General features: G+C 59.2%; 18 protein-coding genes. 12 read left to right on the top strand and 6 right to left on the bottom strand.

Annotated features, from left to right (window positions below; genetic code table 11):
- Positions 1 to 187: 187 nt before the first annotated feature.
- The 4 genes from AC13EY_RS00595 to AC13EY_RS00580 all read left to right on the top strand — a co-directional run bounded on the left by AC13EY_RS00595 (position 188) and on the right by AC13EY_RS00580 (position 3148).
- A complete protein-coding gene (locus AC13EY_RS00595; protein ID WP_233048136.1) occupies positions 188 to 790 on the top strand; it encodes a PIN domain-containing protein in 603 nt (200 codons plus the stop codon).
- 88 nt (positions 791 to 878) lie between these two features.
- Complete coding sequence (locus AC13EY_RS00590) at positions 879 to 1319, top strand: hypothetical protein (RefSeq protein ID WP_482876187.1); 441 nt, start codon at positions 879 to 881, stop codon at positions 1317 to 1319.
- A gap of 1 nt (position 1320) precedes the next feature.
- The gene (locus tag AC13EY_RS00585) at positions 1321 to 2010 is read left to right on the top strand and encodes an aspartate/glutamate racemase family protein (protein WP_233048134.1); all 690 of its coding nucleotides are present in this window, start codon (positions 1321 to 1323) and stop codon (positions 2008 to 2010) included.
- 544 nt (positions 2011 to 2554) lie between these two features.
- Positions 2555 to 3148 carry an LPS-assembly lipoprotein LptE gene (locus AC13EY_RS00580; protein WP_474121393.1) on the top strand — a complete coding sequence of 198 codons (594 nt, stop codon included), beginning with the start codon at positions 2555 to 2557 and terminating at the stop codon, positions 3146 to 3148.
- Between the two features lie 183 nt (positions 3149 to 3331).
- Here the strand turns inward: AC13EY_RS00580 and AC13EY_RS00575 are convergent, their stop codons facing one another.
- Positions 3332 to 4276: a helix-turn-helix domain-containing protein gene (locus AC13EY_RS00575; RefSeq protein ID WP_269687130.1), complete on the bottom strand. Its 945-nt coding sequence runs from the start codon at positions 4274 to 4276 to the stop codon at positions 3332 to 3334.
- Between the two features lie 210 nt (positions 4277 to 4486).
- Here AC13EY_RS00575 and AC13EY_RS00570 point away from each other — a divergent pair, with 210 nt between their 5' ends.
- The 5 genes from AC13EY_RS00570 to AC13EY_RS00550 all read left to right on the top strand — a co-directional run bounded on the left by AC13EY_RS00570 (position 4487) and on the right by AC13EY_RS00550 (position 11252).
- Positions 4487 to 5893, top strand: coding sequence for an ethanolamine ammonia-lyase subunit EutB (locus tag AC13EY_RS00570; protein ID WP_482876190.1), 1407 nt, complete (start codon positions 4487 to 4489; stop codon positions 5891 to 5893).
- A complete protein-coding gene (gene eutC / locus AC13EY_RS00565) occupies positions 5890 to 6735 on the top strand; it encodes an ethanolamine ammonia-lyase subunit EutC (protein WP_269687132.1) in 846 nt (281 codons plus the stop codon). Before AC13EY_RS00570 ends, eutC begins: the two co-directional genes overlap by 4 nt.
- A gap of 47 nt (positions 6736 to 6782) precedes the next feature.
- Positions 6783 to 8183, top strand: coding sequence for an ethanolamine permease (gene eat, locus AC13EY_RS00560; protein ID WP_474121394.1), 1401 nt, complete (start codon positions 6783 to 6785; stop codon positions 8181 to 8183).
- Positions 8184 to 8349: 166 nt separating this feature from the next.
- Positions 8350 to 10050, top strand: coding sequence for a molecular chaperone HscC (locus tag AC13EY_RS00555; RefSeq protein WP_285676198.1), 1701 nt, complete (start codon positions 8350 to 8352; stop codon positions 10048 to 10050).
- 146 nt (positions 10051 to 10196) lie between these two features.
- Positions 10197 to 11252: a hypothetical protein gene (locus AC13EY_RS00550; RefSeq protein ID WP_482890387.1), complete on the top strand. Its 1056-nt coding sequence runs from the start codon at positions 10197 to 10199 to the stop codon at positions 11250 to 11252.
- A 55-nt stretch (positions 11253 to 11307) separates the two neighbouring features.
- On the opposite strand, the gene AC13EY_RS00545 is transcribed toward AC13EY_RS00550, so the two are convergent.
- Complete coding sequence (locus AC13EY_RS00545; RefSeq protein WP_482876196.1) at positions 11308 to 12639, bottom strand: sensor domain-containing protein; 1332 nt, start codon at positions 12637 to 12639, stop codon at positions 11308 to 11310.
- Positions 12640 to 12847: 208 nt separating this feature from the next.
- Here AC13EY_RS00545 and AC13EY_RS00540 point away from each other — a divergent pair, with 208 nt between their 5' ends.
- The gene (locus AC13EY_RS00540) at positions 12848 to 15127 is read left to right on the top strand and encodes an OsmC domain/YcaO domain-containing protein (protein WP_482876197.1); all 2280 of its coding nucleotides are present in this window, start codon (positions 12848 to 12850) and stop codon (positions 15125 to 15127) included.
- 214 nt (positions 15128 to 15341) lie between these two features.
- On the opposite strand, the gene AC13EY_RS00535 is transcribed toward AC13EY_RS00540, so the two are convergent.
- From AC13EY_RS00535 to AC13EY_RS00525, 3 genes are all read right to left on the bottom strand, one after another.
- A complete protein-coding gene (locus AC13EY_RS00535; RefSeq protein WP_482876198.1) occupies positions 15342 to 15872 on the bottom strand; it encodes an REP-associated tyrosine transposase in 531 nt (176 codons plus the stop codon).
- Positions 15873 to 16002: 130 nt separating this feature from the next.
- Positions 16003 to 16809: a substrate-binding periplasmic protein gene (locus tag AC13EY_RS00530; RefSeq protein WP_482876200.1), complete on the bottom strand. Its 807-nt coding sequence runs from the start codon at positions 16807 to 16809 to the stop codon at positions 16003 to 16005.
- Between the two features lie 152 nt (positions 16810 to 16961).
- Positions 16962 to 17663, bottom strand: coding sequence for an FMN-dependent NADH-azoreductase (locus AC13EY_RS00525; protein WP_482876201.1), 702 nt, complete (start codon positions 17661 to 17663; stop codon positions 16962 to 16964).
- Between the two features lie 115 nt (positions 17664 to 17778).
- On the opposite strand from AC13EY_RS00525, the gene AC13EY_RS00520 reads away from it, so the two are divergent.
- Positions 17779 to 18678: a LysR substrate-binding domain-containing protein gene (locus AC13EY_RS00520; RefSeq protein WP_482876202.1), complete on the top strand. Its 900-nt coding sequence runs from the start codon at positions 17779 to 17781 to the stop codon at positions 18676 to 18678.
- 230 nt (positions 18679 to 18908) lie between these two features.
- On the opposite strand, the gene trpB is transcribed toward AC13EY_RS00520, so the two are convergent.
- Positions 18909 to 20117: a tryptophan synthase subunit beta gene (gene trpB, locus AC13EY_RS00515; RefSeq protein ID WP_338212682.1), complete on the bottom strand. Its 1209-nt coding sequence runs from the start codon at positions 20115 to 20117 to the stop codon at positions 18909 to 18911.
- 198 nt (positions 20118 to 20315) lie between these two features.
- Between trpB and AC13EY_RS00510 the strand changes: the two genes are divergently transcribed.
- Positions 20316 to 21089 (top strand): class I SAM-dependent DNA methyltransferase, encoded by a 774-nt coding sequence (locus tag AC13EY_RS00510; RefSeq protein WP_482876203.1) that lies wholly within the window; start codon positions 20316 to 20318, stop codon positions 21087 to 21089.
- Positions 21090 to 21394 lie beyond the last annotated feature (305 nt).

Genomic DNA, 21394 nt, shown 5'->3' with positions numbered 1-21394 from the left:
TCTCGCGACGCGTCTTGCGCTTCTTGGTCTGGTACTCGGCTTCGGAGAAGGTGATCTGATCCATGGCAGCAACGAATCCTATAGGTTTGGCGATGGATGTATTATCGCCGATTTCGGGGAGTTATTCAGACCTTCCCTAGCTTAACTCCAGCGTTAAGGCCAAGAGTAGGGAGGCGAGGAAGTATCCTTGAAAACCAATTACGTATTGATTGATTTTGAAAACGTTCAGCCAAAAAATCTTGAGCTACTCAAAGGGCATGGCTTTAAAATCATCGTTTTTGTCGGATCGAAACAGGCAAAGATCTCGTTTGATTTGGCTTGCGCGATGCAGTCGCTGGGCGCTGATGCAGAATATGTGAGGATTGAGGGAAATGGACCTAATGCGCTGGATTTCCATATCGCGTTCTACATTGGAAACATTGCCGCAAAGGATCCAGACTGCTACTTCCATATTATTTCAAAAGACACTGGCTTCGATCCTCTGATTAAGCACCTGAAGACCAAGCGAATCTATGCCCAAAGAGAAAAGGATATTTCGGAGATTCCGCTTCTCAAAATCTCGAACTCGAAATCAATGGCGGAGCGGATCGACGCTATTGTTGAGTTTCTCAAGGCCCGTGGAGCAGCCAAGCCCAGAGCGGTGAAAACACTCTCAAATTCGATAAACTCATTGTTCATGAAAAAGCTTGAAGAAGACGATTTGGCACGGATTATGGGTGAACTGATCCGACAAAAAATCGTTATCACGAACGGCTCGAAGGTCAGTTATCAGTTACCCGTTAAGCCTTAACAAACCGCGTAAGCCAGGACCAACCAAATTGAAACGCGTTATCCCGTCAGTCATTCTGGCGATTCTCCTTGTTACGCTGCTGTCAGAGTTGTTCAAGGTGATTGATTTTTACCGTGCGCCCGCAGCCTTTGCGTTGCTGGCCCATGTCTCTGCTGTCCATGATGTTGTGCTGCACCAATATGGCTTGACCTTTCTGCTGATCAAGCTACTGGCATCGCTTGTCGTGTTTGCGTGCTGGTTCAGGGGGCTGCTGTGGCCCGAGCGGTTTGGCTGGCTGCGCTACGGCACGTTTATCTACGCTGGCTTTCAGCTACTGGTGGGTGTGTTGGTGGTGACGGGAATAAACGGGGCGCTGCACTATGCTGCCGGCTTGCCGGTGGCACTATGGGATTTTTCGCTGCTGGCGGCAGCGGGTGCGTGGGGTGTGATCCTGTACCTGGGGTGTGTTGTGGTTGGAGTGCCGCTGCTACTGGTTATTCTGGCGCAGCGTCATCATCGGCGGAGTGTCGAGCAGCAAAGTGGAGAGTGATATGAAGACAGTCGGGTTGCTGGGTGGCATGAGCTGGGAGAGCACGGCCGGCTATTACAAGGCGATCAATGAAGGTGTCAAACAGCAGCTGGGTGGTCTGCATTCCGCCCGGATCGTGTTGTTTAGCGTCGATTTTGAGCCAATCGAGCGGTTGCAGCGTGAGGGCGACTGGGAGGGTGCGGCGCGGGTGCTGTCTGAAGCAGCCCGGAAGATTGAAGGGGCCGGGGCTGATTTTCTGTTGATCTGTACCAACACCATGCACAAGGTAGCGCCTCAGATTCAGAGTGCTATCGGCATCCCGTTGCTGCACATTGCCGATGCGACCGCAGACGTGCTGGTCAGCAACCAGGTGAAAAAGGTCGGCCTGCTCGGCACGGCGTTCACCATGGAGCAGGACTTTTACAAGGGCAGGCTGCAGGAGCAGTTCGGCATCGAGGTAATCGTGCCCGCAGCGGACGACCGCCGCATCGTGCATTCGGTTATTTATGAGGAGCTGTGCCTGGGCACAATCACTCCGGAGTCAAAAGCCGAGTTTCTGCGCATTATCGATGGGTTGTTTGCGAGCGGGGCAGAGGGAGTGATTCTCGGCTGCACCGAAATCAGCATGCTGGTCACGCAGGCTGATACCGCGGTGCCGCTTTATGACACTACCCGGATTCACGCAGACAGGGCGGTTGCCGAGCTGATCTAGAGCCCGGTAAATCAGTCGCTGCTGCTGGCCAAGCCACCTCTGGTCGTGCGTTAAGCTCGTCATCGTTAACGTCAGAGCCAGCGGAGGCTTTGTTGTTATCTCGATGAACGCCACCGGACAGAAAATCGTGCTTTACCTGTATCGGTGATGCGGTTACCTTGCGGATGTGGCAATAAGCCAGTTCGCAAAGGCCCAAGGATGGCGCAGATATCATTTCCAGGCAGTTCTGCTGTCGGATCATCTTCTTATCATCGGTCGCATCTGCTGCCCGGTGGTTTTGGCGGCCGTGCCTCGGGCGCCGGTACATGCTTTATCCCCTTGTATTTTCTTGCTCGCCTGGCACTGGTGCGCTTTGTCGTCGCTCGTGTGTGCCAGGAGTGGCCACTCGAATGGGTGTGGTCCTCATGCCGATTCACTTGTACGCGTGAAGGGAGGGCTGGCGAAAGAAACAGACAGAGCAACTGTTAGGTTACGTCATTGGTTGTGGCGTAAAGGGAAGTGAAAAATACAACAAGAAAGAGGCCGTATGAATTCTATTAGATTGATGTTTTCCCTGTTTGTAATTGCATTTTTGTCGGGCTGTATGACGACCAAATCCTACGTCGACCCCACCTATGGGAAGACCGCTTATAGCGACATCAAGTCGGTTGCAACGCCATACAATTCAAACGTCAGTGTCGAGTTTCGGCGCAACGGTACTCACTTTGCTCGTGCCGATTCAGAATTGCGCGGCCATGTAGAGCGAACCCTGCGTGCCTCCGGCGTGGTTGTACCGGGCGCAGCAGGCGCCAACTACAGCATCCGTGTGATTGTGAACAATGTGGGTAACGTCAGTGGCGCAGCTGCCAAGGGCTTTGCTACCGGTCTGACGCTGGGTGCTGCGGGCTCGCTGGTTACCGATTACTACGAAGCAACCATCGAGCTTGTGGATGCGGATGGCAATACCCACTCCGGTTCATACAAGCATGCGCTGCATACGACCATTGGCAATAAGCGTGCGCCCTTCAACATGCAACCGACAACGCCGGCAGATGCGTTCGGTCGTGTTGTTGAGCAGACTGTTCTGAATTTCATTAAAGAGATGCAGGAACAAGGGCTGCTCAGCTTCTGCGAGCCGGTACTTCCAGCTCGCGCCTGATACCGCCTTGCTGACTGCGGTCGGGCCGGACTCTGCTTCCCGGCCGCAGATTAGGGAGTTGGTATGAGATTGAGGGCATTGTATGCCGCGTCGCCCCTGGCGATGTTTATGCTTTTTTGTGTCTGGTGGCTCACTGATTGGCGCTTGGAAGGCGAGCCTGCGCAGCACTGACCGTCAACTCGGTTAGCGACTCCTTCTCACCGTCTCCGACGGATTCTCACCAAACAACGCTTTGTAATCCCGGGCAAACTGCCCCGGATGCCAGAAGCCGCTGTCTGCCGCGATGACGGCGATAGGGCTGGTTTGTTGCGGGTCGCTGAGGGCGCGGCGAACGCGGTTGAGGCGGGCGCTGCGCAGGAACTGCAGCGGGCTGATGCCAAGAATGCTTTCGAAGCTGTATTGCAAGGTGCGACGGCTGACGTGTACGCGCTCGCACAGCTCGGGAATGCTCAGCGGGGCTTCCGGGTGTTCGGCCAGATAGGCTTTCACTTGCTCGACTACCTTGCGCCGATGCGCGTAGCTGGGCGCTGCGGCCGGTTGGGCGGCGTTGGCGACCAGTTCCAGCAGGGCCTGGCTGGCGAGTTGCTTCTGGTGTTCACTATCGAGTCCGAGGGCGCCGCGGTAGAGCACTTGCTCCAGCAGGCCGCGAACCTGGTCGAGCTGCTCCTGCGGTACGGTCAGACGCGGGCTGTGTTCGAGTGATTTCAGATCCAGCGCGCGCTCTTCGCGCTCGGCGGCGCGCAGTAGCATTTCTTCCTTGATGACGATGCCGTAGATGTCGAAGGCATCGGGGGTCATCAATTCAAAGTCGCGGCTGCCGGGGCGGCACATCAGTTGATCACTGCCGACCTCAAGACCGTTAATGCGGCAGTCTGCCGCGCGGGCGGGGATACCCAGCCAGAGCGCATCCTTCCAGACGTTGCACTGCTGGCGCAGCGCACGGTTGGTGTGCTCCTTGAACAGTTGGCAGCCGTCCAGCGCCACTTCATCTATTCGCCCATAGAAGCGCCCGCCGCCCAACTGGTCATATTCCTGCTGCCAGTTGGTCAGGTTGTGGGCGTGTTCGTCGGCGTCCTGTGCCTCACGTGTGCTCCTTGCTGGTGCATTGTGCTCCGTTATGGGCTGCATTGGCGAGCGCTCGCGTGTTCAGTTGGCGGCATCCTAACGCAGGATGCTCGGGTGGAATATGCCTCAAAGGGCTTCAATGGGCCGCCTGGGACACTTTTGCCAAATCTTGATAGCCCGCTGGAACAGGCATCGCATCTGTTTCAGGCATCTTTCGCTGCTTCGCGTGACTTACGCGACATTCGCAGCAATTTGCATGCCTGAGGTAACACGATGACGCATTCCTACCGCTATACGCTGGGCAGCCGAACCTTCGGCTTCCGCGATCTGGCCGAGCTGATGGCCAAGGCGACACCACAACGCTCCGGTGATCGACTGGCCGGTGTTATTGCGCTGTCTGCCGAGGAGCGCGCGGTCGCGCAGATGGCGCTGGCCGAGGTACCACTGAAGACCTTTCTGAGCGAGGCGCTGGTGCCCTATGAAGCGGACGAAATCACCCGTTTGATCATCGACGAGCATGAGCCGGCGGCGTTTGCACCCATATCGCACCTGACCGTCGGGGACTTTCGCAACTGGCTGCTGAGCGACCACGCGACCCCGGAGGTATTGCAGTCGATCCGTGCGGGCGTGACGCCGGAGATGGCGGCGGCGGTGAGCAAGATCATGCGCAATCAGGATCTGATTCTGGTCGCCAGGAAGTGCCATGTGACCACCGCGTTTCGCAACACCATCGGATTGCCCGGTCGGCTGTCGACCCGCTTGCAGCCAAATCACCCGACCGATGATGTCAACGGCATCGCCGCCAGCATTCTCGATGGGTTGCTCTACGGTAACGGTGATGCGGTGATTGGTATCAACCCTGCTACCGACAACGTGGCGCAGGCCATCAAATTGATGAAGCTGATGGGCGAGGTGATCGAGAAGTATGAGATCCCGACCCAATCCTGCGTACTGACCCATGTGACCAATACCATCGAGTGCATCGAGGCCGGGGCGCCGGTTGATCTGGTGTTCCAGTCGATTGGTGGCACCGAGGGAACGAACACTAGCTTTGGTTTCAACCTGGCTACCCTGGCCGAAGCACAGCAGGCGGCGTTGAGCCTGAAGCGCGGCACGGTGGGCAACAACGTGATGTATTTCGAGACGGGGCAGGGCAGTGCGCTGTCTGCCAACGCGCATCATGGTCTGGATCAGCAGACCTGCGAGGCCCGCGCTTATGCCGTGGCACGCAAGTTCAAGCCGCTGCTGGTCAACACTGTGGTCGGTTTTATTGGCCCGGAGTACCTGTTCGACGGCAAGGAAATCATTCGGGCCGGGCTGGAAGATCACTTCTGCGCCAAGCTGCTCGGCCTGCCGATGGGGTGTGATGTCTGTTACACCAACCACGCCGAAGCGGATCAAAACGACATGGACAATCTGCTGACCCTGCTGGGTGTGGCGGGCTGCTCCTTTGTGATGGGCATCCCCGGCTCGGACGACATCATGCTCAATTACCAGACCACTTCATTCCATGACGCGCTGTATGCGCGCCGTGCGCTGGGGCTGCGGCCATCGCCGGAGTTTGAACAGTGGCTGATCCGCATGCAGATCATGCGCGATGCCGACCGTCACATTCTGCACGACGCGCTGCCTGAGCCCTTTGCCCGCTCACTGAAGGCGTTGCCGGGAGGCAGAGCATGAGTTCGTCAAATGACAAAACTCGCAACCAGCCCGGTGCAGTGGTCGAGAACCCCTGGCGTCGCCTGCGCGAATTTACCGATGCGCGTATTGGCTTAGGCCGGGCCGGGATCAGCCTGCCGACCAGCGAGCTGCTGGCGTTCCAGCTGTCCCACGCGCAGGCCCGCGACGCGGTGCATCTGCCGCTGGATATCGACGCCCTTTGCAGTGAGCTGGCTGCTGACCCGCAGTTGGCTGCGCTGGGTGAGCCGATTCGCCTGCACAGTCAGGCGACTGATCGCATGACCTATCTGCAGCGTCCGGATCTGGGCCGTCTGCTGGACGACGCCTCGCGTGAGCAACTGATCAAACTGGGCTGCGAGCAGCCGAGCGATCTGGCCATCGTGATCGTGGACGGCCTGTCATCCCGCGCGATTGCGCAGAACGCGGTGCCGTTTCTGCAGCGCTTTATGGGCTTGCTCGCCAGCGAGTTGCCGGAGTGCTCACTGGCGCCGCTGACCATCGTTGAGCAGGGCCGCGTTGCCGTTGGTGATGACGTGGGCGCGCTGCTCAACGCCCGCGCGGTATTGCTGCTGATTGGTGAGCGTCCGGGTCTGAGTTCGCCGGACAGCCTTGGGCTGTACCTGACCTGGTCGCCCAAACCGGGGCTGACCGATGCATCACGCAACTGCATTTCCAACGTGCGGCCGGCAGGGCTGCCGCATGTCGAGGGGGCCAAACGGGCGCTGTATCTGCTGCGCGAGGCGCAGCGGCTGAAGCTCTCGGGGGTCAACCTCAAGGACCGCACCGAAGACGCGGTGATCGAGCACGGCGGCAGCGGTCGCAATTTTCTGGTTTCCGAGTGACGTCGGGGAGGCGTCATTCACAACTGCAACACCACTGAGGATCTCTCATGTCTAACGACCATCAGGCGTACCTTGCCAAACGGCAACTCAAGCGCGGGACTGCGGGCTGGATTCTGCTCGCCGGGCTCGGCGTCTCTTATGTTATTTCCGGTGATTTTGCCGGCTGGAACTTCGGCATCGCGCAGGCGGGCTGGGCGGGCTTTGCGATTGCGGCAGTGCTCATGGGGTTGATGTATCTGACCCTGGTGCTGTCGCTGGCGGAAATGTCCGCGGCCATTCCGGCTGCGGGTGGTGGTTACAGCTTTGCCCGGCAGGCGATGGGGCCGACCGGTGGCTTTTTGACCGGCCTTGCGGTGTTGATCGAATATGCGCTGGCCCCGGCTGCTATCGTTATCTTCATTGGTTCGGCGGTGGAAGCGCTGCTCGGTTTCAACGGGCCGTGGGTCTACGCAATCTTCTATCTGGTGTTCGTCGGCATTCACCTGGCGGGCGTGGGTGAAGCGTTGAAAGTGATGATGGTAATCAGCGGTCTGGCGGTCTTCGCCATCGTGGCTACCGGTGTGGCGCTGGTCATGCACTTCGATATCAACAACCTGTTCGACATCGCCATGACCGACGCCAACGGTGCCAGCGAGATGCTGCCGCTGGGCTGGTACGGCGTGTGGGCGGCACTGCCGTTCGCCATGTGGCTGTTCCTGGCGGTTGAAGGAGTGCCGCTGGCCGCCGAAGAAGCCAAGGACCCGGGCAAGGACGTGCCGAAGGGCATCATCGGTGCCATGGTCTTCCTGCTGTTTACTGCCTTGATGGTGGTGGTGCTGGTGCCCGGCGCCGCAGGGGCGCAAGCCATGGGCGAAAGCGCGGTACCGCTGGTGGATGCGCTGAACGCAACCGGTAACACCAGTCTGGCGACACTGGTCAACGTGCTGGGTCTGGCCGGTCTGGTGGCGTCGTTCTTCTCGATCATCTACGGCTACAGCCGTCTGGTGTTTGCTCTGTCACGTGCCGGTTATTTGCCCAAGTCGCTGTCACTGACCACCGATCGCAAGGTGCCGGCCCGCGCACTGATTGTGCCGGGCATCTTCGGCTTTATCGCCTCCTTGAGCGGTGAGGGTGACCTGATGCTGGCGATGGCGGTAGTCGGTGCGACCGTGTCTTACGCACTGATGGCGCTCAGTCACATCCTGCTGCGCATCAAACAGCCTGAGCTGCCACGCCCGTACAAGACCCCGGGCGGCGTGGTGACCTCGGGTATCGCGCTGGTGCTGTCACTGATCGCACTGACCGGCGTCTACGCTTTCGATCCGCGCGCGTTCTTCTTCACCATGGGCCTGTTTGTGATCGGTGCTGCGTACTACTTCGGCTACAGCCGCAAGCATCTGGTTGCCAAGTCCGCCGACGAAGAGTTTGCCATGCTGGCCGAGGCAGAATCGGATCTGGCTGCTGCCTGATTCAAGTCTGCACAGCAACACAAAGGCCGCCTCGGGCGGCCTTTGTGTTTTGTGTTGTGCTGCCTAGTTGGAATCGCCTATTGGCCAAAGGCCATTTCTGGTCTGTTCCTGCCGTGATTGCTCTGTATATACTGGCCGCAAAAAAGCCGACAGAAGGAATTGGGGCATGGCCGTCGTAGGGATAGATCTGGGCACCACAAACAGCCTGATCAGTGTTTGGCGTGACGACAAGAGCATCATCATTCCCAACGCGCTGGGTGAATTGCTGACACCCTCGGTAGTCAGCGTAGATGATGATGGCATGGTCACGGTTGGTCGTGCTGCGAAGGACCGGCTGGTTACCCATCCTGAAAAAACGGCTGCACAGTTCAAGCGTCTCATGGGTACCAGTGAGAGGATCAGGCTGGGCAATCGCCAGTTCAGCGCCGAGGAACTCTCTGCGCTGGTACTCAAGCAGCTCAAGGCGGATGCCGAGGTATACCTCGGTGAGCCCGTTGACGAGGCAATCATCAGCGTTCCCGCTTATTTCAACAATCATCAGCGTACTGCCACCCTCAACGCTGCTCGCCTTGCCGGACTCAAGGCAGAGCGACTGATCAATGAGCCAACCGCCGCGGCACTGGCGTACGGTATTCAGGAAAACGAAGAGGAATGCCGTTTTATCGTCATTGACCTGGGCGGCGGTACGCTCGACGTTTCCATTCTGGAAAAATTCGAAGACCTGCTTGAGGTGCATGCCACCAGTGGCGACAGTTTTCTGGGGGGCGAGGATTTTACTGCGGCCATGCTTGGTGCCGTCTGTGAGCAAATCGGCTGCGAGCGCCAAAGTCTGAGCAGGGAAGATCGTGCACATCTGTATCGCGTTTGTGACGAAGCCAAAAAAGCCCTGGCCGAGCAGCACGAGGTGCTGATGACGCTCAGTCTGGCTGGCAAGGAACACAGTCTCACATTTACGCGTGACGCCTTTGTTCAGGCGTGCATCGTGCTGCTGGAGCGGATCCGGGGGCCAATCGAGCGCGCGGTGCTCGATGCCGGCATGAGCCGCGATGATTTTGACGAGGTCATCCTGGTTGGCGGCGCCACCCGCATGCCTGTCGTGCGTAGCCATGTTGGTCGGCTGTTCGGCCGTATACCGGCCACCACCATCGACCCGGACCTTGTTGTTGCCATGGGGGCGGCGGTGCAGGCTGCCCTGAAGGAGCGTAACGCGGGTCTGCGCGACACGGTGCTGACGGATGTGTGTCCGTTTTCACTGGGTATCGAGATCGCCAAGGATATTGGCGGCGAGCGTGCGCATGGCTTTTTCAGCGTGATTATTCCGCGTAACACGGTCATCCCGACCAGTCGGGTGGATCGCTACTACACCGTTGCCGACAATCAGAGGGTGGTGAACCTGTCGGTGTTTCAGGGCGAACAGCGGATGGTGCGCAACAACATCAAGATTGGCGAATTGGCGGTTCAGCTTCCTGGCGGCAGGGCCGGCGAGGAGTCGGTTGATGTGCGCTTTACCTACGACATCAATGGTGTACTCGAAGTGGAGGCGGTGGTCGTCAGTACCGGCGTTCGGAGCACGCTGGTGATTCAGAACACCACCAGCGAACTGGACGAGAAGACGCTGGAGCGGCTGCTCAAGGAGATGGAAAAACTCAAGTTTCACCCTCGTGAGGACAGCGCCAACATTGCCTTGATGGGTGAAGCAGAGAGGATGTGGGCAGAGACGCTTGGTGAGGAACGCCGCTATCTTGAGGAGTTGATTGAGTATTTCGAGGCGGCCATGGACTCACAGGATTTACAGCGCTGCGCTGCTGCCCGTGACGCCGTTGGCCAGAAACTGGCGGAGCTGCGCAACAGCCGGGGGCGCTGGTGAGCTGCTGGGTGACGCTGGGCGTCGAACCCTACAGCGATCTGCGCACCATCAAGCGGGCCTACGCCCGGTTGTTGAAGGATGTGCATCCGGAGGAGCGACCGGCCGAGTTCATGGCGCTGCGAGAAGCCTATGAGCGGGCGTCGGTAATGAGTGCCCGGGAAGCTGCGCGCACAGGCCCTCGGGAGCCCGAGCCGAGCCCGGCTCCCGCGGAGCAGCTTGAGGCAGCGGCGGCGTCACCTGATGTGCACGAGCCGGATCCGGCCCTTTTGGAGGCGCTGCGTGTGCAGCGCGAGCAGGAGCAGGAAGAGGCCGACGCTCGGCAGCGCTTCAATCTGCGTATGCAGGCGCTGGCTGATGCTTTCATTGAAGTGCTCGACGACCCCCAGCGCCGCGCCGATCCAGCAATTTGGCAGGCGCTGCTGAGCACACCGGAGCTGAGCAATCTGGACATCCGGTTGCGTCATGGCGCCAACCTTCTTCCGGCAGTCATTGATCTGCTGGAAGCGCCGGAGCAATCGCTGTTGCCGCCCGGCGTTCTGGTGCTTCTTGATGACAGCTTTCACTGGACTCAGGATCAGAACATCAACTGGCCGGTGAGTGAGGAGTCAATGCAGCGGCTGTGTCTGCTGGTTGGTGCAGCGCACAGAAGCATTGCAAGTGCTCCTCCGCGCACGGGGTGGGGGTGGTTTTTCAGTTCCATGTTCCGTCCCGACGGGCGCCTGAGTCGAACCGAGTTTTTCACTGGAATGACGCTATTGCTCCCCGCGGCATTTTTGGTTGCGTTCGCGATGGCTATCCTGCTGCCACAGCAATTGAGAGACGCTGTGATTATCGTGATTTGGCTGGTGGCGGTTTACGCTGTTGTCATCGCACTTATCAAGCGTATCAGGGACTCCGGAACCAATATCTATATTGCGCTTGTGCTGGGTATCGCGTTTCCGGTGATGAACCTGCTGTATATCTTTGGCAACTCAAGAGATCCAGTATCGACACCGGGCAATCCAAGGGCGCGTTTTGTTGATCCCTATGTGATGGCGGCTCATTCATTGTTTCGCAGCGGCTTTCGTTATGGAATCCAGCAACGGGTTCGCCGGTTTTTTCTCAGCATGAAGCCCTCGCTGGCATGGAGCCTGATTCTGCTGCCTGTTGCTGTCGCGGGTTTGCTTACCGTGGCGACCTTATTGGGCGCCAAGTTTTTCTGAACCGGGCAGCCGCCTGCGCAAACGGGTGGCTGTGATACTTCGCACGTTTGGATCTTCAGACGGCGTCGTCCGAGAGGAAAAAGGCGTAACCCGCGCCACCGCTGCGTTTGGTCGCGTACATGGCGTTGTCGGCGCGGTGCATCAGTCGACGTTCGCTGTCGCCGTGTTCGGGATAGACGGCGATACCGACGCTCGGTGTGCAGGTCAGGGTATCGCCTTCAATCAGGAAGGGTGCGCTCAGATTGCCGAGGATTTTCTCCGCGACGGTTGCAGCATCCAGTTGCTGTCTGATGCCGTCGAGTACTACTGCAAACTCGTCGCCGCCCAGTCGGCCGCAGCTGTCGGATTCGCGCACGCTCTGGCGCAATCTGTGGGCTACCTGTTGCAGCAGATGGTCGCCAACGGCATGGCCGTAGGTGTCATTGATCTGTTTGAAACTGTCCAGATCCAGATACAGCACGGCCAGTCGTCCATTGTTGCGCTCCGCTCGCTGCAGGGCAGTTTGCAGTCGGTCCATCAGCAGGGCGCGGTTGGGTAGCCTGGTCAGTTGATCGTGCTGCGCCAGAAAGGAAAGCCGTGTGTGGGCCTGGTGTCGGCTGATCGCGGTCGCCAGCTGGCTGGCAACGAATTGCAGAAAGGATATATCACGTTCGTCGAAGCCGTTATTTGCAGGCTGGTGGTGGACGATAAGGGCGCCGATAGGGGTCGTGTCGTTCAGAAGAGGCACGCAGAGCGGGTTCTCGGGCGCATCTGGAGCGCTCGCCGGGGTGTCATAGTGCTGTGGGCGTATCATTGGGGCCAGAGACGGGTGGGCTGCAAGCGGCCCCTGCGCGGGGGGCGGCAGGTCTTCACCGGCGTGGTAGGGGAAGGTCAGCTGATCTGCCTCGGCGTCATAGAGTGCAACAGTAAGCGCCCTGGTCGGCAAGTGCTGGTTAATCAGGTCGTACATGCGCTGGTAGAGCATCGGCAATGTTTCTGCCGAGTGCACCGCGGCCGAAACCGCATAGACGGCGGCTTGTCTGGCCTCGGCCTGTTTTCGCCTGGTGATGTCGCGGGCAACGCCAACACGCACCTGCTCGGCCTCGAACCACTGGGCCGACCACATGATGTGGACGATATGGCCCTGCTTGTGAATGTAGCGGTTTTCGTGGTCAGCCGAGGGCTGCCCTGCGGTAATCTGCCGGGCAAGCTGGCGGGTAGCTTCCCGGTCATCGGGATGCATCAGCTCAAACGTGGTGCGGCCTATCAGTTCTTCGGGCGAATAGCCGAAAACCCGTTTGCTGGCTGCGCTAACGGATAAAAAGCGTCCTTCCTTGTCTACGACGCAAACGACATCCAGCAGCAAATCCAGTAGCTTGTCGTGAGGAATCAGGGGTGCTGGGTTCATGCCGCTCAATATAGTGGCAGAGTGCCTCGGCTCGCTACCGCGCGCCGATGTTTTTTTCGGTCTGCCTTCTGGCGACCGGCTGCGAGCGTGTCTGGGAGCCGGCCGCGCGACCAGTGGTCCGCTGCGTCGTCGAGTGCGACATGACATTCGCGGTAAAAGCCGGATAATGGCCGGCTGTTAAATTCGCCCCTCAAACGCTGGTGCATGCATGGAAATCAAGGTCAACTTTCTCGACAACCTCCGACTTGAAGCCAAATTCGATGACTTCACGGTGGTGGCTGACCAGCCGATTCGCTACAAGGGCGATGGCTCCGCGCCGGGGCCGTTTGATTACTTTCTGGCGTCGTCGGCGCTGTGCGCGGCGTATTTCGTCAAGCTGTACTGCAACACCCGCAATATCCCGACGGACAACATTCGCCTGTCGCAGAACAACATCGTTGACCCGGAAGATCGCTACAAGCAGATCTTCAAGATTCAGGTTGAGCTGCCGGCCGATATTTCCGAGAAGGATCGCCTTGGCATCCTGCGTTCAATTGAACGCTGCACGGTCAAGAAGGTAGTGCAGACCGGCCCGGACTTTGTCATCGAAGAGGTCGAAAATCTGGACGCCGACGCCCAGTCGCTGCTGATGCCGGTGCAGACCGTGGGTGAGGGCACGCGGATTCTTGGCAAGGACCTGCCGCTGGAACAGACCATCGCCAACATGTCCGGCATTCTCGCCGGGCTGGGCATGAAGATCGAAATCGCCTCCTGGCGCAACATCGTGCCCAACGTCTGGTCGCTGCATATCCGCGATGCGCAGTCGCCGCTGTGCTTTACCAACGGCAAGGGCGCGACCAAGGAGGCGGCGCTGGCCTCGGCACTGGGCGAGTTCATCGAGCGGCTGAACTGCAACTTCTTCTATAACGACCAGTTCTGGGGCGAAGACATCGCCAATGCCGAGTTCGTCCACTATCCGAACGAGCGCTGGTTCAAGGTCGGACGCAATGATGCGCTGCCCACGGGGCTGCTCGATTCCCATTGTTTGACGATCTACAACCCGGAAGGCGAACTGCGCGGCTCGCACCTGATCGACACCAACTCCGGCAACGCCGAGCGTGGCATCTGCGCGCTGCCGTTCGTGCGTCAGTCTGACGGCAAGGAGGTGTACTTTCCCTCCAATCTGATCGAAAACCTGTTCCTCAGCAACGGCATGAGCGCGGGCAATACCCCGGCCGAGGCGCAGGTGCAGTGTTTGTCGGAGATCTTCGAGCGAGCGGTCAAGCGCGAGATTCTGGAGGGTGAGCTGGCGCTGCCGGATGTGCCGGATTCTGTGCTGGCGAAGTATCCGGGCATTGTTGCCGGCATCAAGGGGCTGGAAGAGCAGGGCTTCCCGGTCCTGGTGAAGGACGCTTCGCTCGGCGGCCGCTTTCCGGTCATGTGCGTGACGCTGATGAACCCGCGCACTGGCGGTGTGTTTGCCTCCTTTGGCGCGCACCCGAGCCTCGAAGTGGCACTGGAGCGCAGCCTCACCGAGCTGCTGCAGGGGCGCAGCTTTGAAGGGTTGAACGACCTGCCGCAGCCGACCTTCGAGTCTCAGGCGGTGACCGAGCCGAACAACTTTGTCGAGCACTTTATCGACTCCAGCGGTGTGGTGTCCTGGCGCTTCTTCAGCGCCAAAGCCGATTACGACTTTGTCGAGTGGGACTTCTCCGGCGAGGGCGCAAACTCCAACCAGCAGGAAGCGGACACCCTGTTCGGCATCCTCAAGGACATCGGCAAGGAAGCCTATATGGCGACCTACACCGATCTGGGTGCCAACGCCTGCCGGATTCTGGTGCCGGACTATTCCGAGATTTATCCGGTCGAGGATCTGATCTGGGACAACACCAACAAGGCGCTGCTGTTCCGCGAAGACATTCTCAATCTGCACAGCCTGAGTGATGAGCAGTTGCAGGGTCTGGTCGAGCGGCTGGAAGAAAGCGAGCTGGATGACTACACCGACATCAAGACGCTGATCGGCATCGAGTTCGACGACAACACCACCTGGGGTCAATTGACCATTCTTGAGCTGAAGCTGCTGATCTATCTGGCGCTGGAGCGCTTCGAGGACGCCAAGGAGCAGGTCGAAGCCTTTCTGCAGTTCAACGACAACACCGTCGAGCGCGGTCTGTTCTATCAGGCGGTCAACGTGGTGTTGGAAGTGCTGCTGGACGAGGAGCTTGAACTGGCCGATTTTGAGCCCAACTTCCGGCGCATGTTCGGCAACGAGCGGATGGACGCGGTGATCGGCTCGGTCGACGGCAGCGTGCGCTTCTACGGCCTGACGCCGACCAGCATGAAGCTGGAAGGGCTGGACCGCCACCTGCGCCTGATCGACAGTTACAAAAAGCTCCACGCCGCGCGGGCCAAGGCGGCGGCCAGCGTCGCCCGCAATGACGACGCCACAGCCAAACCCATCCTGCAACCCTCCCGCACGCGCTCCGCCGCCTGGCGCAAAAACCCGTAGGGCATGAACGATGTCGGGGCCACGTCGGTGGCCAACGCTGAGCGCTGACCATCCTACACGTAGGGCGGACAAAGCCGCAGGCGTGTCCGCGCGCAAGGCGCCACGCTACCACTCTGCAGCCAATGCTACGCTGAGATAGCGATGTCTGGGCCACTTTGGTGGCCAACGCTACGCGCTGACCACCCTACACGCTGACCACCCTGCGGCTGGGTGTTCATTCGCCGAATTGGGTGCCGTGCTCGCTTGGTGCATCGCCCCAATCCGCCGGATAGATACCGGCGGCAACGGCGCGGTGAAAGCTGGAGTAGGGCCAGTCTGCGAGCTGGGTTACATGCCCGTGTTTGATCGGGTTGTAATGGATGTAATCGATGTGCCGCGCATAATCTCGCTCATCACGAATCAGGTGCTCCCAATAACGTCGCTGCCAAATGCCGCGCTCCCGTCGGCGCTGTCGCCTGCGGGTTATGGGCTCATTCTTCGGTAGGCGACTGGAAAATCCGTGCTTTATCAACTGCCAGCGCAGGGCATAGTTTGCGTCACCGGGCGGCATCGTCCACACGCAATGCATGTGTTCTGGCAGCACCACCCAAGCATCGATATCAAAGGGCAGGCGGGCCTTGGTGCGGCGCACGCACTCTCGCAGCAGGTCAATCTCACGCACCAGCAGATCGCTCTTGCGGTCGTGCAGGGTGACGGTGAAGAAGTAGCTGGCGCCCGGGGCGCGTGCGCGGCGGTAGCGGGGCATGGGCTGATGGTTCCCTGATGGCGACGCTTTACCCTGGGCCAGCGGCGCTCAGCGGCCAATCAGTTCAGAGCGGGGATGTGATGCGTTCGGGGTTTGCCGGGGCCGATTCTGTGGCCTGTTGGTGCTGGCTTCAGGGCCTGAGGTAGCGGGAGACAATGCGCTGGTAACTGCCATCACTGACCAACTCACGTATGGCTGCAGCGTAGGCGTAGACGAAATTCTGATCATTGCTGCGCTTGCTGAAAGCTACTTCGGCGGCGTCGGTAGAGACGACCACGTCGGTGGCCGTGATCAGGCGGCTAAGCCCCAGTTGTCTGATTTCCCAGGCGCCGGTGTGTTCGTCGGCGATGACTCCGTCGATGCGGCCCTTACTGATCATGTTCCAGAGGTTTGAGCGGTTGTTGACCATGAGCACGCTATCGGCGTAGCTCGGATCGCTCATCAATAGCGCATAATCCGGGCCGTATTGAACGTCGATTTGTGCGCCAAGGCGAAAGGGCAGGTCGGACAGCTCGGGTAATCGCGTTATTGGCCAGCGTTCAATGACGTCCTGGCGAGCGAACAGGATGTTGCGAGAGGGTGGCAGTACGGCGCCGGAAAAGTGCGCATACGCTTCGCGCTCTGGAAGTCTAAAGGCGCCGGGCAGGATATCGAGGCGGCCAAGTTCGAGTTCTTTCAATGCCCGTGCCCAGGGCAGCTTGCGTAATCTTGTTTTGCAGCCGAGCCGCTCCATTGCAGCGTCGTTCAGTTCAACGTAAATACCACCGACACTGCCGTCTGGCAGCTCCATGCTCAGCGGTGGATCGTCATTCCAGCGCAGGGTTTTCTCGCAGGGTGGGTCGGCCATCGCGGGCGAACTGAGCAACAGCAACAGGCCGAGCCACAGGCTGCGCTCAGGCACCTTGGGTTTACGTTGGCTGGCTGGAATCCACTGCATCCGTTGCTCGATATTCAATCGTCGACTTCCGGAGTCTAACAGCACCAACCCCGGGTGCGAAAAGGGGGCTGAGCGGACAAACTTCACTTTGTGACAAGATTGCCCGCGCGGCCCATAGTCCTGCGCTAAAGCCGCGCACGGCTGTTTGCCCTTCAGGCAGGCTCGGCAATCGGCGTCGACTGCAGCTGTCGGCTCAGGTCCTGTACCAGTGCGTCGATCTGACGCTGCGCCAGTGCCACCGAGTTGGTCAGCACTTCACCACCGATCTCCTGACCTTCAATAGCAATCTGATGTATCTGGTTGATACCGAGAAAGTTGAGTGCCGTGATTAGCGCCGGCTCCAGGTGGTTCAGTGCTTCCAGTTCACCGCCGGGGCCGAACCCGACGCCGCCGCGGGCGGTGAGAATAACGGCGTGGCGTGGACGATCTGCCAGCAGCGGGGTGTACGGATCGTCCGGGTTGCTGGTGTCGATATCGACTGTTTTACCCGGACGTACGATCTGGTCGATCCAGGCTTTCAGTGCGGCGGGCATGCCGAAGTTGTAGAGCGGAACGCCGATAACCAGGATGTCGGTGGCGATCAGCTCATCAGCCAGCTGGTTACTTTCAGCCAGCGTGTCGTGCATCCAGGGTTCACGTTGCGCCTCAGGTGTGAAGCTGGCAGCGATCCAGTCGTGGCTGATAAAGGCGGGCGGATTCTGGCCGATGTCGCGGTAGGTGACCGTGTCGTCCGGTCGCTGGGCCAGCCACTGGCTGACAAAGCGCTGGCTGAGATTGCGGCTGTGCGAGCCGTGCAGGTCCTTGCCGGCAAGGCCGGGGCGGGCGCTGACGTCGAGCTGAAGAATGTGCGGCATGGTAAGTCTCCTGAAGTTGAATTCATCTGAAAATGGCAGCAGACTCAGCCTAAGTTCGCCTGTTCAGTGCGACAAACGATGAATATTTTTATATATGGATGAAAAAGATTCATCTATGACGCAGCGCAAATTACCGCCCTTGGCTGCCCTTCGCGCGTTCGAGGCGGCTGCCCGGCACGAGAGTGCCAAGCAGGCGGCAGAGGAGTTGTCGGTAACTGCAACGGCGATCAGCCATCAGATTCGCTCGCTGGAGGAGTCTCTTGGTATTTCGCTATTTGTACGCAGGCCGCGCAAGCTTGAGCTGACTGCACAGGGGCGCGAGCTCAAGGATGTGCTGGAAGACGCGTTCAACAATATCGGTGCAGCAGTTGCGCGCCTGCGCAGTACCCCGCAGCGCCAGGCGATTACCTTGAGCACAACGCCGGTGATCGCTTCGCGCTGGCTGCTGTCCTGGGTTTGCATGCTGCGTGAAACCCATCCCGATATTGATCTGCGTATCCACGCATCCCATGAGGCTGTGGCGCTGGATGGTATTACGGCCGATATCGCCATCCGTTATGGCGATGGCCGCTGGCCGGGGCTGGTGGCCGAGAAGTTGCTCGACAACACCTTCATCCCGGCTTGCAGCCCACTTTTGGGATTGCGCGATGTCAGAGAGCTGCCAAGGCATCCGCTGATCCACTTTCGCAGTTCCCCGGTTGGCTCCGGGCCGGTGGATTGGGCGGGCTGGCAGAAACTGGCGAGGGTGCCGGGCCTGGATGTGAGTGCCGGACTGGTGTTTTCGGATGAGACCCACGCGGTGTCGGCGGCGGTCGGCGCACAGGGTGTGGCCTTGATGAGCCGTGAATTGATCGAGGACGAACTGGCTGCTGGCCGGCTGGTGCAGCCCTTCGGGCCCGAGATCAAGGGTAAGGCGTTTTATCTGGTCTACCCGGAAAGCCGCAAGCATGACCCAGTCATTCAGGCGGTGAGGGATTGGGTCATGGCGGTGCCGGGCGGGGTCTGCACGCTTTGAAATCGGGCTGCGTTTGGCTGCGGGACCGATGGCGGACACGCTGCGCTGAGTCCGCCCTGCGGTTGGGCCGCAGGTAGGGTGGACTAAGCCGCAGGCGTGTCCACCGAAAGTGCATGATGCGGCACGGATGGAATCGCGAGCCTGCGGGCGGACACGCTTCGCTTAGTCCGCCCTACGATTGGGCCGCAGGTAGGGTGGACAAAGCCGCAGGCGTGTCCACCGGGTAGCGCTTACAGCCCCAGCTTCTGCGCGACGTAGTCGGCATCCTTGTCACCGCGTCCGGACAGGTTGACCAGGATGTGGCTGTCTTTCGGCAGGTTTGGTGCTTCGCGCATGGCCCAGGCCACTGCGTGAGCGCTTTCCAGCGCCGGAATGATGCCTTCGGTACGTGACAGGGTCATAAAGGCATCCAGACATTCCTGATCGGTAGCGGATTGGTAGTCGACGCGACCGATGTCCTTCAGGTAGCTGTGCTGCGGGCCAACGCCCGGATAGTCCAGACCGGAAGCAATCGAGTGCACGGCAGACGGATTGCCCTGTTCGTCTTCCAGCACGTAGCAGGCCATGCCGTGCAGTTCACCAGGCTTGCCGACCGACATGGTGGCGGCGTGGCGGCCGACCTTGTCCAGACCTTCACCCGCCGGCTCTACGCCGACCAGGTGCACGGCCTCGTCGTTCAGGAAGGCGGTAAACATGCCCATGGCGTTGGAGCCGCCCCCAACGCAGGCAGCAACGTGATCAGGCAGACGGTTGTACTTGGCGAGGAATTGCTCGCGTGACTCGTTACCGATGATCGACTGGAAGTCGCGCACCATTTTCGGGAACGGGTGTGGGCCAACCACTGAACCAATGGCGTAGATATAGTCCGTCGGGTTCTTCAGGTATTCCTCAAAGGCGCTGTCGACCGCTTCTTTCAGGGTCGCTGCGCCGCGGGTAACCGGCACCAGCTTGCATCCCAGAATGCGCATCTTGGTGACGTTGGGGTGTTCCTTTTCGATATCCACCTGACCCATGTGAATCTCGCAGGGAATACCCACCAGCGCACAGGCGGTGGCCAGTGCCACGCCGTGCTGACCGGCGCCGGTCTCGGCGATCACCTTCTTCTTGCCCATGAACTTGGCCAGCAGTGCTTCACCCAGGCAGTGATTGATCTTGTGCGCGCCGGTATGGTTCAGGTCTTCACGCTTGAGATGAATCTGCGCGCCACCAAGCTTGTCCGACAGGCGTTTGGCGTGAAATATCGGGCTGGGGCGGCCGACGTAATCGGCAAACAGGCTGGCCAGCTCCTGCTGAAAGTCGTCGCGCTGACGGATCTCTTCGTATGCCTTGTTGATATCGTCCATCGCCTGCTTCAACTCCGGCGGAACCAACTGGCCGCCGTAGGGGCCGAAATAGCCGTTGGCATCAGGCATTGCAGCAAAGCGCGAGTCTTGGGTCATGGTGTGGGTGTCCTTGCAGTTTGAGCGGGTATTAAGGCAGGAGCGTAGTGTAACCAGTGACGCAGTGCGCTGCACTCGCATCCATATCCGGTTTGATGATGCTGGCTCTGCCTTAAGGCTGCCGATCAGCGGATTTATGGATGACTTTTTGTGGCTTGGATATATCATGCGCCACCGCCACTGCCGCCTCAGGTCACCATGTCCCACAACGCCATTTATACCGACCTGTCCGGTTACTACGACCTGATGTGTGCGGACATTGACTACCAGGCGCAAGGCCAGTGTGTTCAGCGTATTCATCAGTTGTTTGGCAATGGCGGCAAACGCCATCTGGATCTGGCCTGCGGCACCGGCCCGCATGTGCGCCACTTTCTCGATGCGGGCTTTCAGAGCAGCGGGTTGGACATCAATCAGCCGATGCTCGACCTCGCGCAGCAGCGCTGCCCTGAGGCGACGTTTTCGCAGCAGGATATGTGCGGTTTCAGCATCACGCAGCCGCTCGACCTGATTACCTGCTTTCTGTACTCCATCCACTACAGCGGCAGCATCGAGCGGCTGCGCGCGTGCATCGCCAGCGTTCATGCTGCGCTGGCCGATGGCGGGGTGTTCTGCTTCAACGTAGTCGATAAAAGCCAAATCGATAACAGTTCCTTCGTGTCCCACACGGCCCATCAGGATGGGGCGGCGTTTCGTTTCAGCTCGGGCTGGTATTACGCAGGCGAGGGCGAGCAGCAGCGCTTGCGTCTGCGCATCGAGCGGACCGATGGCAGTGGCACCCAGTTGTGGAAAGACGAGCACCCGATGGTGGCGGTGACCTTCAGTGAGCTGATCGAGGTGTTGGAACCGTATTTCGAGCTGCAGGTGCTGGAGCATGACTACCAGCGGCTTGCTGCTTGGGATGGGAAGTCGGGGAATGCGCTGGTGGTGTGTGTCCGTAAATCAAAAATGTGCGCGGCACTCCGGGACTTTTGAGTCGTGAGAGTCGACTTTTAACCTACGTAACGTTAGCTTTAAAACGCTGAGGTCAATGGGTTCCGAATGATCCATGTCATCGTTCGGACTGGAACCGTGGTTAGAAAACGGCGGTTGAAGTTTTAGTGTTCACAAGGATGTTATGGCTAACGGTAATCATCTAAGGATGGTCTGAAGTAGTTGTGTATTTCTGGCTGACTTCAGCCCCTGCCGATTTTAAAAGCGGCAAATCGATCAAAAACGCTCAGATCACCCGCTTATTTCTGTGTTTTTAGCCGCCGCGAGCACCTCGCGGCAGCCATTTT

The organism is Halopseudomonas sp. L-58, assembly GCF_056859475.1.
The sequence above is the reverse complement of the archived record's forward strand: the minus strand, read 5'-3'. Positions and strand labels throughout refer to the sequence as shown.